The sequence below is a fragment of the Saccharopolyspora sp. NPDC045839 genome (assembly GCF_056431645.1).
In genome coordinates, this window is sequence record NZ_JBWKKH010000053.1 from 1 (window position 1) to 15,735 (window position 15,735).

At 72.2% G+C, this 15,735-nt stretch carries 18 protein-coding genes; 13 read left to right on the forward strand and 5 right to left on the reverse strand.

Features of this window, described 5'->3' with window-relative positions; all coding sequences use genetic code 11:
• Positions 1-243: 243 nt before the first annotated feature.
• Positions 244-702: a redox-sensitive transcriptional activator SoxR gene (gene soxR, locus AC07EQ_RS40735; protein ID WP_478393144.1), complete on the reverse strand. Its 459-nt coding sequence runs from the start codon at positions 700-702 to the stop codon at positions 244-246.
• A gap of 85 nt (positions 703-787) precedes the next feature.
• Between soxR and AC07EQ_RS40740 the strand changes: the two genes are divergently transcribed.
• The 7 genes from AC07EQ_RS40740 (at position 788) to hisI (ending at position 5,254) form a co-directional block, all read left to right on the forward strand.
• Positions 788-1,492 carry a thiamine pyrophosphate-dependent enzyme gene (locus AC07EQ_RS40740; RefSeq protein WP_478393145.1) on the forward strand — a complete coding sequence of 235 codons (705 nt, stop codon included), beginning with the start codon at positions 788-790 and terminating at the stop codon, positions 1,490-1,492.
• Entirely contained in the window at positions 1,492-2,415 is a 924-nt protein-coding gene (locus AC07EQ_RS40745; RefSeq protein WP_478393146.1) for a transketolase family protein, read from the forward strand. The genes AC07EQ_RS40740 and AC07EQ_RS40745 overlap by 1 nt, the downstream gene beginning before the upstream one ends.
• Before the next feature lie 57 nt (positions 2,416-2,472).
• Positions 2,473-3,102, forward strand: coding sequence for an imidazole glycerol phosphate synthase subunit HisH (hisH, locus tag AC07EQ_RS40750; RefSeq protein WP_478393147.1), 630 nt, complete (start codon positions 2,473-2,475; stop codon positions 3,100-3,102).
• Entirely contained in the window at positions 3,099-3,299 is a 201-nt protein-coding gene (locus AC07EQ_RS40755; RefSeq protein ID WP_132485594.1) for a hypothetical protein, read from the forward strand. The genes hisH and AC07EQ_RS40755 overlap by 4 nt, the downstream gene beginning before the upstream one ends.
• Positions 3,300-3,331: 32 nt before the next feature.
• Positions 3,332-4,063: a bifunctional 1-(5-phosphoribosyl)-5-((5-phosphoribosylamino)methylideneamino)imidazole-4-carboxamide isomerase/phosphoribosylanthranilate isomerase PriA gene (priA, locus tag AC07EQ_RS40760; RefSeq protein WP_478393148.1), complete on the forward strand. Its 732-nt coding sequence runs from the start codon at positions 3,332-3,334 to the stop codon at positions 4,061-4,063.
• A gap of 79 nt (positions 4,064-4,142) precedes the next feature.
• Complete coding sequence (gene hisF, locus AC07EQ_RS40765; protein WP_478393149.1) at positions 4,143-4,916, forward strand: imidazole glycerol phosphate synthase subunit HisF; 774 nt, start codon at positions 4,143-4,145, stop codon at positions 4,914-4,916.
• A complete protein-coding gene (gene hisI, locus AC07EQ_RS40770) occupies positions 4,913-5,254 on the forward strand; it encodes a phosphoribosyl-AMP cyclohydrolase (protein ID WP_132485600.1) in 342 nt (113 codons plus the stop codon). The genes hisF and hisI overlap by 4 nt, the downstream gene beginning before the upstream one ends.
• A 27-nt stretch (positions 5,255-5,281) precedes the next feature.
• Here hisI and AC07EQ_RS40775 read toward each other — a convergent pair whose 3' ends face one another.
• Positions 5,282-5,914 carry a TetR/AcrR family transcriptional regulator gene (locus tag AC07EQ_RS40775; RefSeq protein ID WP_132485602.1) on the reverse strand — a complete coding sequence of 211 codons (633 nt, stop codon included), beginning with the start codon at positions 5,912-5,914 and terminating at the stop codon, positions 5,282-5,284.
• An 89-nt stretch (positions 5,915-6,003) separates the two neighbouring features.
• Here AC07EQ_RS40775 and AC07EQ_RS40780 point away from each other — a divergent pair, with 89 nt between their 5' ends.
• The 6 genes from AC07EQ_RS40780 to lgt all read left to right on the forward strand — a co-directional run bounded on the left by AC07EQ_RS40780 (position 6,004) and on the right by lgt (position 12,631).
• Complete coding sequence (locus AC07EQ_RS40780; RefSeq protein ID WP_478393150.1) at positions 6,004-7,581, forward strand: anthranilate synthase component I; 1,578 nt, start codon at positions 6,004-6,006, stop codon at positions 7,579-7,581.
• Positions 7,559-8,179 carry a Trp biosynthesis-associated membrane protein gene (locus AC07EQ_RS40785; RefSeq protein ID WP_478393151.1) on the forward strand — a complete coding sequence of 207 codons (621 nt, stop codon included), beginning with the start codon at positions 7,559-7,561 and terminating at the stop codon, positions 8,177-8,179. Before AC07EQ_RS40780 ends, AC07EQ_RS40785 begins: the two co-directional genes overlap by 23 nt.
• 276 nt (positions 8,180-8,455) lie before the next feature.
• Complete coding sequence (gene trpC, locus AC07EQ_RS40790) at positions 8,456-9,265, forward strand: indole-3-glycerol phosphate synthase TrpC (RefSeq protein ID WP_132485608.1); 810 nt, start codon at positions 8,456-8,458, stop codon at positions 9,263-9,265.
• 54 nt (positions 9,266-9,319) lie between these two features.
• On the forward strand, positions 9,320-10,585 hold the full coding sequence (trpB, locus tag AC07EQ_RS40795) for a tryptophan synthase subunit beta (RefSeq protein WP_478393152.1): 1,266 nt from the start codon (positions 9,320-9,322) through the stop codon (positions 10,583-10,585).
• A 73-nt stretch (positions 10,586-10,658) separates the two neighbouring features.
• Positions 10,659-11,453 (forward strand): tryptophan synthase subunit alpha, encoded by a 795-nt coding sequence (gene trpA, locus AC07EQ_RS40800; protein ID WP_132485612.1) that lies wholly within the window; start codon positions 10,659-10,661, stop codon positions 11,451-11,453.
• Between the two features lie 110 nt (positions 11,454-11,563).
• Positions 11,564-12,631 (forward strand): prolipoprotein diacylglyceryl transferase, encoded by a 1,068-nt coding sequence (gene lgt / locus AC07EQ_RS40805; protein WP_478393153.1) that lies wholly within the window; start codon positions 11,564-11,566, stop codon positions 12,629-12,631.
• A 67-nt stretch (positions 12,632-12,698) separates the two neighbouring features.
• Here lgt and AC07EQ_RS40810 read toward each other — a convergent pair whose 3' ends face one another.
• The 3 genes from AC07EQ_RS40810 to AC07EQ_RS40820 are packed head-to-tail and all read right to left on the reverse strand — an operon-like array spanning position 12,699 to position 15,537.
• Entirely contained in the window at positions 12,699-13,472 is a 774-nt protein-coding gene (locus AC07EQ_RS40810; RefSeq protein ID WP_478393154.1) for an ABC transporter ATP-binding protein, read from the reverse strand.
• Positions 13,469-14,503 (reverse strand): FecCD family ABC transporter permease, encoded by a 1,035-nt coding sequence (locus AC07EQ_RS40815; protein ID WP_132485622.1) that lies wholly within the window; start codon positions 14,501-14,503, stop codon positions 13,469-13,471. Before AC07EQ_RS40815 ends, AC07EQ_RS40810 begins: the two co-directional genes overlap by 4 nt.
• Positions 14,500-15,537 carry an ABC transporter substrate-binding protein gene (locus tag AC07EQ_RS40820; RefSeq protein WP_478393155.1) on the reverse strand — a complete coding sequence of 346 codons (1,038 nt, stop codon included), beginning with the start codon at positions 15,535-15,537 and terminating at the stop codon, positions 14,500-14,502. Before AC07EQ_RS40820 ends, AC07EQ_RS40815 begins: the two co-directional genes overlap by 4 nt.
• Positions 15,538-15,735: the final 198 nt, after the last annotated feature.

Below are 15,735 nucleotides of genomic sequence, written 5' to 3' on the forward strand. Positions count from 1 at the left end.
TCTACCAGGAGCTTCACTATTTCCCCCGCAACGACACGCCCACCCGGCCCCTCACCTGCACAGACCAGGATGAAAAAGGCTCAATGGAAATTGCGGACCACCGGTGCATCGCACCCCCGACACGCCGAAGGATGTGGACAACCTCGGGTGCCTGTGGGCAACTTCCGCAATTTCAATGGAAATTGGACCTTCGATTTCCATTGAAATTGCGGCGACATGCGGCGCGCGGGCGGTCGGGTGCCGTTAGCCGCGGTCGGCCGCCGGGCGCAGGAGCGGCGCGCCGGGGCCGAATTCGGCGAGCTTGTCGTCGGCGTTGTGCAGCGCGCAGAGGCGCAGCGACAGGCAGCCGCAGCCGATGCAGCCGGTGAGGCGGTCGCGCAGCCGTTGCAGGCCGTCGATGCGCGCGTCCAGCTCGTCGCGCCACCGGCGCGACAGCCGCGCCCAGTCCGCCTTGGTCGGGGCGTGGTCGTCCGGCAGCGTCGCCAGCGCCTCGGCGATCTGCTCCAGGCTCAGGCCGACGCGCTGCGCGGAGCGGATGAACGCCAGCCGGCGCAGCACCGAACGGTCGTAGCGGCGCTGGTTCCCGGAGGTGCGGGTAGTGGCGATCAGCCCTTTCTGCTCGTAGAAGCGCAATGCGGTCTGGGCGACACCGCTGCGGTGGGCCACCTCTCCGATGGTCAGTAGTTTCGGTAGCTTCGACACGTCCGCCAGGCTAACCGAAAACCTAGACCAAAGTGCAGGTATTTTCGCTTGACTTCGAGTGCGCTTGAAGTCCCACCCTGGTCGCATGACGATCACCGCACCGAGGGCCGGGTTCGGATACGCCGATCTCCGCCCGCTGATGAGCGAAATGACCGGCGACGAGAAGCATTCCGCCGCCGCCACCTCGACGCTGGACGTGCTGTGGGTGCTCTACGACCAGATCCTGTCGGTCGACCCGCGACGTCCCGACGACCCGGACCGCGACCGCTTCCTGCTCTCCAAGGGCCACGGCCCGATGGCCTTCTACGCCGTGCTGACGGCCAAGGGTTTCCTCGACCGGGCGGAACTGGCCCGCTTCGGCGAGTTCGACTCCAGGCTCGGCTTCCACCCGGACCGCGTCCTGGCGCCCGGCGTCGAGATCGGCAGCGGCTCGCTCGGCCACGGCCTGCCGCTCGGGCTCGGCGTGGCGCTCGGCCTGCGCGCCCAGGGCCGCACCGGGCCGCGCGTCGTGGTCCTCGTCGGCGACGCCGAACTCGACGAGGGCAGCAACCACGAGGCGATCCAGGTCGCCGGCCGCTGGGGGCTCGGGCAGCTGACCACCGTCGTGGTGGACAACAGCTCCTCCAGCACCGGCTGGCCGGGCGGCATCGCCGACCGCTTCGCCCGCGAGGGCTGGGCCGCGCACACCGTCAACGGCCGCGACCACGCCGAACTCCGCGAGGCGCTGGCAGGCACCCACCAGGACCGCCCGCTCGCGGTGGTCGCCCAGGTCGAACCCAAGGAGCTGTGATGACCGCACCGACCACCGAAACGGCCGCCCCGACGATGCGGGAAGCGTTCGTCGACACCGTCACCGAAGCGCTCGACACCGATCCGCGGGTCGCCCTGGTGCTGGCCGAGATCTCCGCCGACCGCTTCGTGGACGCCGCCGCCCGCCACCCGCAGCGGGTGCTCAACGTCGGCATCCGGGAGCAGGCGCTCGTGAGCGTGGCCGGCGGGCTGGCGCTGACCGGGCTGCGGCCGGTGCTGCACTCGATCACGCCGTTCCTCGTGGAGCGGCCGTTCGAGCAGCTCAAGCTCGACCTCAACCACCAGGGCGTCGGTGCCGTCGTGGTCAGCACCGGCGCCTCCTACGACTACCCGACCGCGGGCCGCACGCACATGGCGCCCGGCGACGTCGCGCTGATCGACACGCTGCCCGGCTGGACCGTGCACGTGCCCGGCCATCCGGACGAGGTCTCGGCGCTGCTGCGATCGGCGATGCACACCGACGACCTCGTCTACCTGCGGCTCTCCGAGCGGGTCAACGCCGAGCCACTCGTGACGGGGCAGGGCTGGCACACCGTCCGGCGCGGCAGCCGGGGCGTCGTGCTCGCCGTCGGCCCGATGCTCGGGCCGGTCCTCGCGGCGACGGCGACGCTCGACGTGACCGTGCTCTACACCGCCACCATCCGGCCGTTCGACGCCGGCGGACTGCGGGCGGCGGTGCGGGCGGCGACCGCCGACGTGGTGGTGGTGGAGCCCTACCTGCGCGGCACGTCGACGCACGAGGTCAACGACGCGCTGGCCGACACCCCGCACCGGGTGCTCGCGCTGGGCGTTCGCCGCGACCTGGAACTGCGGGCCTACGGCACCGCCGAGGAGCACGAAGCGGCGCACGACCTCGGCCCGGCCGGTATCGGCGCGGCGGTGCGGTCGTTCCTGGCCGGATGACCTGCGCGGCGGCCGCCCGCGACGTGGGCCGATGCGTCCGGGCGGTAGCCTGGGCGCGTGGCACGAGTCGTCATCTTGGACTACGGATCAGGCAACCTCCGCTCCGCCGAACGCGCGCTCGAGCGCGCCGGGGCCGACGTCGAGGTGACCGCCGACCATCGTGCCGCGACCGAGGCCGACGGCCTGGTCGTGCCCGGCGTCGGGGCCTTCGCCGCGTGCATGGAGGGCCTGCTCCACGTCGGCGGCGACAAGATCATCGACCACCGGCTGGCCGGCGACCGCCCGGTCCTCGGGATCTGCGTGGGCATGCAGGTGCTCTTCGACGAGGGCGTCGAGCACGGCATGCAGGCCAACGGCTGCGGCCAGTGGCCGGGCACCGTCGAGCGGCTGCACGCCGACGTCCTCCCGCACATGGGCTGGAACGACGTGCAGCCACCGGAGGACAGCACCCTGTTCGCCGGCATCGAGCCGGGCACCCGGTTCTACTTCGTGCACTCCTACGGCGTCCGCAAGTGGCAGCTGCCGGCGTCGGAGACGATCGCGCCGCCGCTGGTGACCTGGGCCGAACACGGCGAGCCGTTCGTCGCCGCGGTGGAGAACGGGCCGCTGACGGCGACCCAGTTCCACCCGGAGAAGTCCGGGGAGGCGGGCGCACGGCTGCTGCGGAACTGGCTGGGCAGCCTGTGACCCGCCGGGGCGGCCTGCTGGGGCCGACGGCGGTGCGGGTGATCGCGCTGGTGCTCGCGCTCGGGATGATCGCCGGGATCGGCGCGCCCTACCTGCTGCAGGCCGGGGTGCCGCTGTGGGCGGTCCTGATGCTCGTGCTGATCGTCCTCGCGGTGCCCGTCGTCGCAGTCGTCCGCTCCGAGCGCAGCCGCCGGTGAAGGGGTCGAAGCGCTGGCAGTAGGGTTGGGGCGTGACTTTCACGCTGCTTCCCGCTGTTGATGTTGCCGACGGTCAGGCGGTCCGCCTCGTGCAGGGCGCCGCCGGTACCGAGACCTCCTACGGTGACCCGTTGGAGGCCGCGCTGACCTGGCAGCGCGCGGGAGCCGAGTGGGTCCACCTGGTCGACCTGGACGCGGCGTTCGGCCGCGGCACGAACCGGGCGCTGCTGGCCGAGGTGACCGGCAAGCTCGACGTGCAGGTGGAGCTCTCCGGTGGCATCCGCGACGACGCCTCGCTGGAGGCCGCGCTGGCCACCGGCTGCGCGCGGGTCAACCTGGGCACCGCCGCGCTGGAGAACCCGGAGTGGGCGGACCGGGTGGTCGCCGAGTACGGCGAGCGGGTCGCGGTCGGCCTGGACGTGCGGATCACCGAGCAGGGCCACCGGCTGGCCGCGCGCGGCTGGACCAAGGACGGCGGCGACCTGTGGGAGGTGCTGGCCCGGCTGGACGCCGCCGGCTGCAGCCGCTACGTGGTCACCGACGTCAGCAAGGACGGCACCCTGCAGGGGCCGAACATCGCGCTGCTGCGCGAGGTCTGCGCCCGCACCGAGGCACCGGTGATCGCCTCCGGCGGTGTGTCCAGTGTGGACGATCTGGTGGAGCTGTCGAAGCTCGCGCCGGTCGGCCTGGAGGGCTCGATCGTCGGAAAGGCCCTCTACGCCCAGAACTTCACCCTCGAAGAGGCCCTCGCCGCGGTGCGCTGACGCCCGCTGAAGTGCGGGTGCGCTCGGAGTGGAACGCCCCGTCCACCGCGCCGCGCGGCCGTGTCTCTACCCTGGGGACATGGCCGTTGCGGTGCGTGTGATCCCCTGCCTGGACGTCGATCAGGGGCGGGTCGTCAAGGGTGTCAACTTCGCCAACCTCCGGGATGCCGGCGACCCCGTGGAGCTCGCCCGCGCCTACGACGCGGAAGGCGCCGACGAGCTGACCTTCCTCGACGTCACGGCGTCCTCGTCGGACCGCGAGACCACCTTCGACGTGGTGCGGCGCACCGCCGAGCAGGTCTTCATCCCGCTGACCGTCGGCGGCGGCGTGCGCAGCACCGACGACATCAACCGGCTCCTGCGCGCCGGGGCGGACAAGGTCAGCCTCAACACCGCCGCCATCGCCCGGCCCGAGCTGCTCAGCGAGGCGTCGCAGCGCTTCGGCGCGCAGTGCGTGGTGCTGTCCGTGGACGCCCGGCGCGTGCCGGAAGGCGGTCAGCCGACGGCGTCCGGCTTCGAGGTCACCACGCACGGCGGCCGGCGCGGCACCGGTATCTGCGCCGTGGAGTGGGCCGCGAAGGGCCAGCAGCTCGGCGTCGGCGAGATCCTGCTGAACTCGATGGACGCCGACGGCACCAAGGCCGGTTTCGACCTGGAGATGATCCGCGCGGTCCGCGCGGTCGTCGACGTGCCGCTGATCGCCAGCGGCGGCGCCGGCGCGGTCGAGCACTTCGCGCCCGCGGTGCGCGCCGGGGCCGACGCGGTCCTGGCGGCCAGCGTGTTCCACTTCGGACAGTTGAAGATCGGTGAGGTCAAGGACGCCATGCGGGCGGAAGGGATCACTGTTCGATGAGCGGTCTGGACCCGGCGATCGCGGCCCGGCTCAAGCGCAACGCGGAGGGGCTCGTCGCGGCGATCGCGCAGCAGCGCGGCACCGGCGAGGTGCTGATGATGGCGTGGATGGACGACGAGGCGCTGCACCGCACCCTCACCACCCGCCGCGGCACCTACTACTCCCGCAGCCGCGGGCAGTACTGGGTCAAGGGCGAAACCTCCGGCCACACCCAGCAGGTGCACGAGGTCCGCCTGGACTGCGACGGCGACACGATCCTGCTGGTGGTCGACCAGGAAGGCGCGGCCTGCCACACCGGCGACCACACCTGCTTCGACGCCGACGTCCTGCTCGGCTGACCCCGGTTTCACTTGAAACCGCGGTGATCAGGGGCCGGTGGCTCCGGAGATGTCGCCGGTCAGGTAGCGCTGGAGGTTCGGCGCGATCGCGGCCACCACGGTGTCGTGGTCGGCCGACGCCAGCGGTTCCAGGTGGATCACGTAGCGGGCCATCCCCAGCCCGACGATCTGCGACCCGCACAGCGCCGTGCGCAGCTCCGCCCGGTCCATGCCCAGCGTCTTGACCAGCCGTTTGAACAGCACGTTCTGGATGAACTCCCGCAGCATCCCGACCGCGTTCTCGTTGGCCGCGACGCTGCGGACCAGGGCCGCGAACTGGCCGCCCTCCGCGTTGTCCCACACCGTCAGGAACCGCCGCAGCAACCGCTCGGCGAGCTGCTCCCGATCGCCCACCAGCAGCTGCGGCACCACCTCGGCCGGGTTGATCGGGATGTGCACCGCCGCGGTGAACAGCCCCTCCTTGCCGCCGAACCAGTGGTTGACCATCGCCGGGTCGACCCCGGCCCGGCCCGCGATGGCGCGCACCGTGGCCGCGTCGTAGCCCTGCTCGGTGAACACCTCGCGCGCCGCGGCCAGCAACGCCGCCTTGGTGTCGGCCCCGCTGCGCCGCCGCCCGCGGCGCTTCGGCTCTGTTCCGCTCTGGTCGATGCCACTGCTCACCCACCCATCCTCGCCGCCCCGGCGGCTCGAGGGCAAAGCGGTGCGGAGGTCCCGCGCAGCCGGGATCGGGTGGACGGCACAATGACGACATGGTCGGCGACGGTGATATCGGCACTATCAGCCCAGGACGCGAGGAGTTCCGCAGCCTGGCGGCGAACCGCCGGGTGATCCCGGTGGTGCGGCGGTTGCTCGCGGACGACGAAACCCCGCTCGGGGTGTACCGCAAGCTCGCCGGGGACCGCCCCGGAACGTTCCTCTTCGAGTCCGCCGAGAACGGTCGTTCCTGGTCGCGATGGTCCTTCGTGGGCGCCCGCAGCGCCGCCGCGCTGACCGTCCGCGACGGCCAAGCGCACTGGACGGGCAAGCCGCCGGTGGGTCTGCCGGACAGCGGCGACCCGCTGCAAGCGCTGCGCGAGACGGTCCGGCTGCTGCAGACCGACCCGCTTCCCGGGCTGCCGCCGCTGACCGGCGGCATGGTCGGCTACCTCGGCTACGACGCGGTCCGCAGGCTGGAGCGGCTGCCGAACCTGACCGAGGACGACCTGCAGATCCCCGAGATGGTGATGCTGCTGGCCACCGACCTCGCCGCGCTGGACCACCACGAGGGCACCATCACGCTCATCGCCAACGCGGTGAACTGGGACGACAGCCCGGAGCGCGTCGACGCGGCCTACGACGACGCGGTGCGCCGCCTGGACGAGATGACCGAGGCGCTGTGCACCCCGGCCGCGCCCACGGTCGCCGCGTTCTCCCGGCCCGCCCCGCAGTTCGTCCGGCGCCGCCAGCCCGACGAGCACTACGCGGCGGTCGAGAAGGCCAAGGAGGCGATCCGGGCCGGCGAGGCGTTCCAGGTCGTGGTGTCGCAGCGGTTCGAGATCGAGACCAGCGCGGACGCCCTGGACATCTACCGGGTCCTGCGCACCACCAACCCGAGCCCGTACATGTACCTGCTGCGGCTGGACGCGCCGGACGGCGGCACGCCGTTCGACATCGTCGGCTCCAGCCCCGAATCGCTGGTCACGGTGCGCGACGGGCAGGCGACCACGCACCCGATCGCCGGGACCCGCTGGCGGGGCGCCGACGAGGACGAGGACGCGCTGCTGGAGAAGGAGCTCATCAACGACGACAAGGAGCGCGCCGAGCACCTGATGCTCGTCGACCTCGGCCGCAACGACCTGGGGCGGGTCTGCAAGCCGGGTACGGTGCACGTCGTCGACTTCTTCCGCATCGAGCGCTACAGCCACGTCATGCACATCGTGTCCACCGTGACCGGTCAGCTGGCCGAAGGCCGGACGGCGTTCGACGCGGTCGCCGCCTGCTTCCCCGCGGGCACGCTCTCCGGCGCGCCGAAGCCGCGCGCGCTGGAGCTGATCGAGGAGCTGGAGCCGACCCGGCGCGCCCAGTACGGCGGCGTGGTGGGCTACTTGGACTTCGCCGGCGACGCGGACACGGCGATCGCGATCCGCACCGCGCTGGTGCGCGACGGCACCGCGTACGTGCAGGCCGGCGGCGGCATCGTGGCCGACTCCGACCCGGTCGCCGAGGACCAGGAATGCCTGAACAAGGCGCGCGCGGTGCTCAACGCGGTGGCGACGGCCGAGACGCTGTCGCGGCCGGCGACCGAACGGGCGACGGGAGAGCGGGTTGACCACCGAGCCGGGATCTGAGCCGAGCCCCCGGCCCGCGCGGTCGAAGGGCCTGCTGTGGTCGGTGGTGCTGCTGGTGCTGGTCGCCGCCGGCGTGCTCTGGGGCGCGAGTGCGCTCGTCTGGGTGGAGCAGCGGTTCCGCACGCCCTTCGGCACCGAGGTCTCCGCCGGGATCACCGGCGGAGACATCCGCCCGGAGCTGGTGCCGATGGCGCTGGCGGCGCTGGCCGCCGTCGCCGCGGTGCTGGCCACCGGCGGGTGGCTGCGGCGCGTGGTCGGCGCCCTCATCGCGGCCGCGGGTGCCGTGCTGGGCTGGCGGGTGTTCCAGCAGTTCAGCTTCGGCTGGTTCGCGACCGGGACGGCCGGCGACGTGCCGCCGGGCAGCACGCCGATCGGCGAGATGGCCAGCCGGCCGTACGGGCTGCTGCTGATGGCTGCGGGCGCTCTGCTGCTGTTCGTCGCCGGTGCTCTCGTGGCGTTCCGGGCCGGTCGGATGCCCGCGATGGGCGCGAAATATTCGGCTCCGGGTGCCGCGAAGCAGAAATCCCACGATCCGGACCGGCAGATGTGGAACGACTTGGACGCCGGCCGCGATCCAACTGATGAGCAGGATCGCTGAAAATATTTCAAATTCACCGAAGGGTGGAAAACCCAGTTCGGCGCGGCCCCGAGCCGGTGACCGGACGCGTCGCCAGGGCCGAAGGTCCTTGTTGCGCAGGGACGTTGGGCTACCCCTTGGTGGGACCGGTGGCCGGTGAGGTTTAGCATCGGCCATGCGACGGCACGGCGGGAAGGGGAGTGTCGTGATCGAGCGCAATGAGTTCATCTGCGCATCTGGTTACTTGCGGACCGACCTGAAGGCGAGTGTGCGGGACACGGCCGGCGAGGTGTTCGCGTGACCGTTCTGGAATCAATCATCGAAGGCGTTCGCGAAGATCTGGCGGTTCGCGAATCCGCGATTCCCTTCGACGAGATCAAACAACTGTCCGCCGCGGCGGCACCCCCGCGCGACGTGCTCGCCGCGCTGCGGGCGCCGGGCGTGGGCGTGATCGCGGAGGTCAAGCGGCGCAGCCCGTCCAAGGGCGAGCTGGCCGAGATCGGCGAGCCGGCCGATCTCGCCGCCGACTACGCCTCCGCCGGGGCGCGGGTCATCAGCGTGCTCACCGAGCAGCGCCGCTTCGGCGGCTCGCTGGCCGACTTCGACGCGGTCCGCGCCAGGGTCAACACGCCCCTGCTGCGCAAGGACTTCATCATCAGCCCGTACCAGGTGCACGAAGCCCGGGCGCACGGCGCGGACATGGTGCTGCTCATCGTCGCGGCCCTGGAGCAGAACGCGCTGGAAGCGCTCCTGGACCGGGTCGAATCGCTGGGCATGACCGCTCTCATCGAGGTGCACACCGCCGAAGAGGCCGACCGCGCGTTGGAGGCCGGTGCGAAGGTGATTGGCATCAACGCGCGCAACCTGCATACGCTCGAGGTGGACCGCGACGTGTTCGGGCGGATCGCGCCGGGGTTGCCGCAGGAGGTCCTCAAGATCGCCGAGTCGGGGGTCCGCGGTCCGAGCGACCTGATGGCCTACGCGGGATCCGGTGCGGACGCCGTGCTGGTCGGTGAGGGCCTGGTGACCAGCGACAATCCCAAGACCGCAGTCACCCAGCTGGTGACCGCCGGGTCGCACCCAGCGTGCCCGCGGCCGAGCCGGTAGCCGGACCGGTTCCGCGAGTTCCAGGGTTCGGCGCAAGGCACAGGAGGTAAGGCAATGACCGTAGGCGCAGAGACCGCGCGCGCCCACCGACCGGGCAAGCCCGTGCCGGAGGGACATGACCCGGACGAGCGCGGGCACTTCGGGGTCTACGGCGGCCGGTTCATGCCGGAGGCGCTGATCGCCGCCCAGGACGAGCTCGCCGCCGAGTACGCCAAGGCGCAGAGCGACCCGCAGTACCTCGCCGAGCTCGACGACCTGCTGCGCAACTACGCCGGGCGGCCGTCGCTGCTGACCGAGGCGAAGCGGTTCGCCGAGCACGCCGACGGCGCCCGGATCCTGCTCAAGCGGGAGGACCTCAACCACACCGGCTCCCACAAGATCAACAACGTGCTGGGGCAGGCGTTGCTGGTCAAGCGGATGGGCAAGCGCCGGGTCATCGCCGAGACCGGGGCCGGGCAGCACGGCGTCGCCACCGCGACCGCCTGCGCGCTGCTGGGCCTCGAATGCGTGATCTACATGGGCAAGGTGGACACCGAGCGGCAGGCGCTCAACGTCGCCCGGATGCGGCTGCTCGGCGCCGAGGTCATCCCGGTCAGCAGCGGCTCGGCGACCCTCAAGGACGCCATCAACGAGGCGCTGCGCGACTGGGTCGCCAACGTCGACCACACCCACTACCTGCTGGGCACCGCGGCCGGGTCGCACCCGTTCCCGATGATGGTGCGCAACTTCCACAAGGTCATCGGCGACGAGGCCCGTCGGCAGGTGCTCGAGATGACGGGCCGGCTGCCCGACGTGGTCGCGGCCTGCGTCGGTGGCGGCTCCAACGCCATCGGCATCTTCCACGGCTTCATCGACGACCCGGACGTGCGGCTGGTCGGCTTCGAACCGGGCGGGCACGGCATCTCCTCCGGTGAGCACGGCGCCACCCTCTGCGAGGGCACGCCCGGCACGCTGCACGGGGCCCGCTCGTACCTGCTGCAGGACGACGACGGCCAGGTCATCGAGGCCTACTCGATCTCCGCCGGGCTCGACTACCCGGGCGTGGGGCCCGAGCACTCGTACCTGAAGGACATCGGGCGTGCCGAGTACCGCTCGGTCACCGACGACGAGGCCATGCACGCCTTCCGGCTGCTGTCCCGCACCGAGGGCATCATCCCGGCCATCGAGTCGGCGCACGCGCTGGCCGGCGCGATCAAGCTCGGCCAGGAGCTCGGCCCGGAGGCGATCATCCTGGTGAACCTCTCCGGCCGGGGTGACAAGGACATGGACACCGCGGCGAAGTACTTCGGGCTCGTCGACGAGAACACGGAGGCGTCATGAGCGACACTTGCACGCTCTCCGCTCATGCAAGCCGTCCGGGTGCGGGTGTCCCGCAAAACACTGAGGAGTCGCGGTGAACCTGCGCGAGGTCTTCCAGAACTGCCGGGAAGAGCAGCGGGCCGCCCTGATCGGCTACCTGCCCGCCGGGTTCCCGACCGTCGAGGAGTCCAAGGAACTGTTCAGCGCGATGCTGACCGGCACCGACGGCTCGACCGGCTGCGACATCGTCGAGGTCGGCATCCCGTTCTCCGACCCGGTGATGGACGGCCCCACCATCCAGGCCGCCAGTGACAAGGCGCTGCGCGCCGGGTTCCGGCTGCGCGACGTCTTCGACGTGGTGTCGTCGATCGCCGACGCCGGTGGCCACGCCGTGGTGATGACCTACTGGAACCCGGTGCACCACTACGGCCCGGACGCGTTCGCCCGCGACCTCAAGGCGGCCGGCGGGCTCGGCGTGATCACCCCGGACCTGATCCCGGACGAGGGCGAGGACTGGATCGCCGCGACCGACGCGCACGGCTTGGACCGGATCTTCCTGGTCGCCCCGTCGTCGACGGAGGAGCGGCTGGCGCTGACCGCCAAGGCCACCAGCGGCTTCGTCTACGCCACCTCGGTGATGGGCGTGACCGGGGCGCGCGAGAGCGTCGGCTCGGCCGCGGCCGGGCTCGTGCAGCGCACGCGCGCGCACACCGACCTGCCGATCGGCGTCGGCCTGGGCGTGCGCAACGGCGAGCAGGCCGCCGAGGTGGCCGGCTTCGCCGACGGCGTCATCGTCGGCTCCGCCTTCGTCACCCGCGCCGAGCAGGACGGCCCCGCCGGCGTCCGCGAGCTCACCGCGGAACTCGCCCGGGGCGTCCGGTCCCGCTGACCTGCCGCGAACGGCCCGTTCGCTCCTCCTAGCGAGGCGAACGGGCCGTTCGTTCCGCCAGGGACCGGGTGGTGCTCACCATTCGTGGAGCGACCGATACGGTTAGCGGCGTGAGTGCCCCGGTTGCCGCCTTGGCGAGTCCGTTCCTGGCCACCATCCCCAGCCCGCCGCAAGGGGTTTGGTTCATCGGCCCGATCCCGCTGCGCGCCTACGCGCTGTGCATCATCGCCGGCATCATCGCGGCGGTCTGGATCGGCAGCCGCCGCTGGGTGGCGCGCGGCGGACGCGAGGGCACGGTCATCGACATCGCGGTGTTCGCGGTGCCGTTCGGGCTGGTCGGCGGTCGGCTCTACCACGTCGCCACCGACTGGTACAAGTACTTCGGACCGGACCGCAACCCGCTGGACGCGTTCAAGGTGTGGGAAGGCGGCCTGGGCATCTGGGGCGCCGTGGCGCTCGGCGCGGTCGGCGCCTGGATCGGCTGCCGCCGCCGGGGCGTGCCGCTGGCCGCGTTCGCCGACGCGGTAGCGCCCGGCATCATCCTCGCGCAGGCCATCGGCCGCCTCGGCAACTGGTTCAACCAGGAGCTCTACGGCGCGCCGACGGACCTGCCCTGGGGCCTGGAGATCTACCGGCGCATCGACCCGGCGACCGGGCTCGCCGACCCCATCACGGGCGTGGCGATGGACAGCACGCCGATCACGGTCGTGCACCCGACGTTCCTGTACGAGCTGCTGTGGAATCTCGGTGTCTTCCTCCTGATCATCTGGGCGGACCGCAAGTTCCGGATGGGCCACGGCCGGGTGTTCGCGCTCTACGTCGCCGGCTACACGGCCGGGCGGGTGTGGATCGAGATGATGCGCACCGACGACGCCACGCACATCCTCGGCATCCGCATCAACGTCTTCACCTCCCTGATCGTCTTCGCCGGCGCGGTCCTGTACCTGCTGTACGTGCGCGGCAAGCGCGAGGACCCCGAGCTGCTGCGCGGCAAGCCGATGCCCGGCGACGACGACACGGCCGCGACGCCGGAGCGGCCCGCCGAGGAGCCGAAGGCGACGACCGACGACGCGGACCCGGACGAGGGCGAGGACGAGCCGAAGGGCTCGGACGACTCCGGAGACGAACGTGCGGAGGCGCGCAGCGCCGACGGCAACGGCAAGGACGCGAAGGACTGACCTTCGGCGCGCCCGGTGCGCCTACCGGGCGCCGAAGGCCACCGCGCCGCTCGGCGAGTCCTGCCGGTCAGTCCCGGATGGGGGCGATGACCGGGGCGCCGTCGGGGGTGTGCAGGACCGTGACGCGGGCCGTGTAGCGCTTCGCCAGCACCTCCGGGGTCAGGACCTCCGCCGGGGCTCCTTCGGCCGCGACGCGGCCTTCGTCGAGGAGGAGCAGGCGTTCGGCGTACTGGGCGGCGAGGGTCAGGTCGTGCAGCGTCATGACCACCGTGGTGCCCAGTTCCCGGCGCAGTTCGTCGACCAGGTCGAGCAGGGCCTGGGCGTGCCCGACGTCCAGGCCGGTGGTCGGCTCGTCGAGCAGCAGCACGCCCGCTCGCTGGGCGAGGGCGCGGGCCAGCACGGCGCGTTGGCGCTCGCCGCCGGACAGCGTCGAAAGGGCCCGGTCCGCGAGTCGCGTCAGGTCCAGCCGCGCCAGCAGGGCGCGGACGACGTCCAGGTCGGTGGGGCCCTCCCGGCCCAGCACGCCGAGGTGCGGGGTGCGGCCGAGCAGCACGTAGTCGGTGACCGTGAGGCCGATCGGCAGCTGCGGGATCTGCGGCGCGTAGCCGATCGCCCGGGCCCGTTCGCGGCGGCGCAGCGACGCCAGCGGCCGGCCGTCGACCAGCACCCGGCCGTCGTGCCGCACCAGGCCCGCGACGGCCTTCAGCAGTGTCGACTTGCCCGACCCGTTCGGCCCGATGACGCCCAGCCAGCCACCGGTGTCCACAGTGGTCGAAACATCAGAAATCACCGTGCTGCGCCGATATCCGGCCGACAGGCCGTGCACTTCGAGCGTGCTCATGCGCGCCTCCGGTGCAGCAGGACCGCGAAGAACGGCGCGCCGGTGAACGCGGTGATCACGCCGATCGGGATCTCGGCGGGCGCCAGCAGGGTCCGGGCGAGCATGTCGGCGAGCACCAGGAAGACCCCGCCGAACAGCAGGGAGAGCGGCACGATGATCCGGAAGCTGCCGCCGATCGCCAGCCGCACCAGGTGCGGCACCACGAGGCCGACGAAACCGATCAGCCCGGCCACCGACACCGCCGCGGCGGTGGCCAGCGAGGCCGCGATGAGCACCAGCAGCCGCACCCGCCCCGGATGCACGCCGAGCGCCGCGGCCTCCTCGTCGCCGGTGCCCAGCAGGTCCAGCAGGCGGGCGCAGGTGCAGAGCACGACCGCGGCGATCGCCAGGTACGGCAGCACGATCAGCACTTCCCGCCAGCCGGTGGTGGTCAGCCGCCCCAGGATCCACATGTAGACCTGCTGCAACGACTCCACGCGGAGCTGCTGCACGAACGTCTGACCGGCCGTGAGGAACGCGCCGACCGCGACGCCGGCCAGCACCAGCGTCGCCGTGTCCCGGCCCGCCGAGCGGCCGACCAGCCAGGTCAGGCCCACCCCGCCGAGCGCGCCGACGAACGCCGCGAGCTGCACCGGGACCGACGGCCCGCCCGCCGGGGCCGCGGTGATCACCAGCGTGGCGGCCAGGCCGGCGCCGGCCGCCGCACCCAGCAGGTACGGGTCGGCCAGCGGGTTGCGGAACACGCCCTGGAACGCGGCGCCGGACACCGCCAGCGCCGCCCCGACCAGCACGCCGAGCACGACCCGGGGCACCCGCAGCTGCCACAGGATCGCCGCCTCCCGCTCGGACAGCGGCGAGACGCCGCCGGTCAGCTGCGCGCCGATCTCGGCGAGCACCCGCTGCCAGCCGAGCTCGGCGGCCCCGAGCAGCACCGACAGCAGGATGCTCGCCAGCAGCACCGCCACCCCGACGAGCAGGTGGTGCGGGCGGAGCTTGGTCTGCTTCAGGGCCCCGCCGAGCGCCTTCGTCACCCGTTCTGGGCCTTGGAGACGCCGCCGCCGATCGCCCGCACCAGCTCGACCACCCGCGGGCCCCACCGGCTCGCGATGTCGTCGTCGAGTTCGACGACGCGCCCGTGCTGCACGGCGTCCAGGGTGTTCCAGCCCGGCCGGGCCGCGACCGCCGCCGCGTTGACCTGGCAGCACTTGACGTCCGACAGGAAGATCAGGTTCGGGTTGGCCTGCACGATGTGCTCCTCGGACAGCTGCGGGAAGTTCCCGCCCGCCGGGTCCGCGATGTTGTGCAGGCCGAACAGGTTGTAGACGTTGCCGACGAAGCTCTGCGAGGTCGCGGTGTAGTAGTCCGGGCTGACCTCGTGGAAGTAGTTCAGCGGCTGCGCCGGGCGCGGGGTGGTGCGGACGATCTCGTCGATCTCCGAGCGCATCCGGTCGACCAGCTCGGCGGCCTGCTTGGTGTGCCCGGTGGCCTGCCCGAGCACCTCGATCTGCTCGTAGGCGTCGTCCAGCGTGGCCGGCGACGGCGTGAGCAGCGTCGGCACGTTGACCACCTTCAGCCCGTCCGCCAGCTTCGCGGCGCTGTCCGGCGCGATGACCAGGTCCGGGGTGTGCGCGCCGACGGCGGCGGCGTCCACGGTGAAGCCGGAGAGGTCGGTGCGCGGCGCCTCCGCCGGGAAGTTGGAGTACTGGTCCACCGCGATGACCTGGTCGCCGGCGCCGATCGCGTACAGCGTCTCGGTGGCGGTGGGGGACAGCGAGATGATCCGCTTCGGCTGCTGCGCGACCGTCACGGGCGGCTGACCGGGCAGCTCGACCTTGACCGGGAACGCCGAGGCCGGGTCGTCGGCCGGCGCGGGGGCCTCGGAATGGGGGCGGGTGGCGCACGCGGTGACCCCGACTAGCAGGGCGAGCATCGCGAGCAGCAGGGCGGCGAGTCGGCGGAACCCGGTCATGTCTTCCCAACGGTTCGGCCGGTGCGTGGCGGGCGCGGCTCCGGGAAGCCGGGCTTCCGGGGCGAGCCGCACCCCTGCACCGGGGGTGGCGGACATCGACGCCACGCGCAAGGCGACCTGGCTCGTGCCCGCCCGGGGCGGGCCATCGCAGTTGCGGCACAGCACCGGATTCGCACCGGTTTCGCTTGGCGCTGGCGTCCCGCGAGCACCCGCGTCGCGGGCGCTCTGAGCTGGAAAGATATCAGGAGAAGATCGGCCGTCCGCGCCGTGCGGGAGTGTCCTGCGGCACGGGGG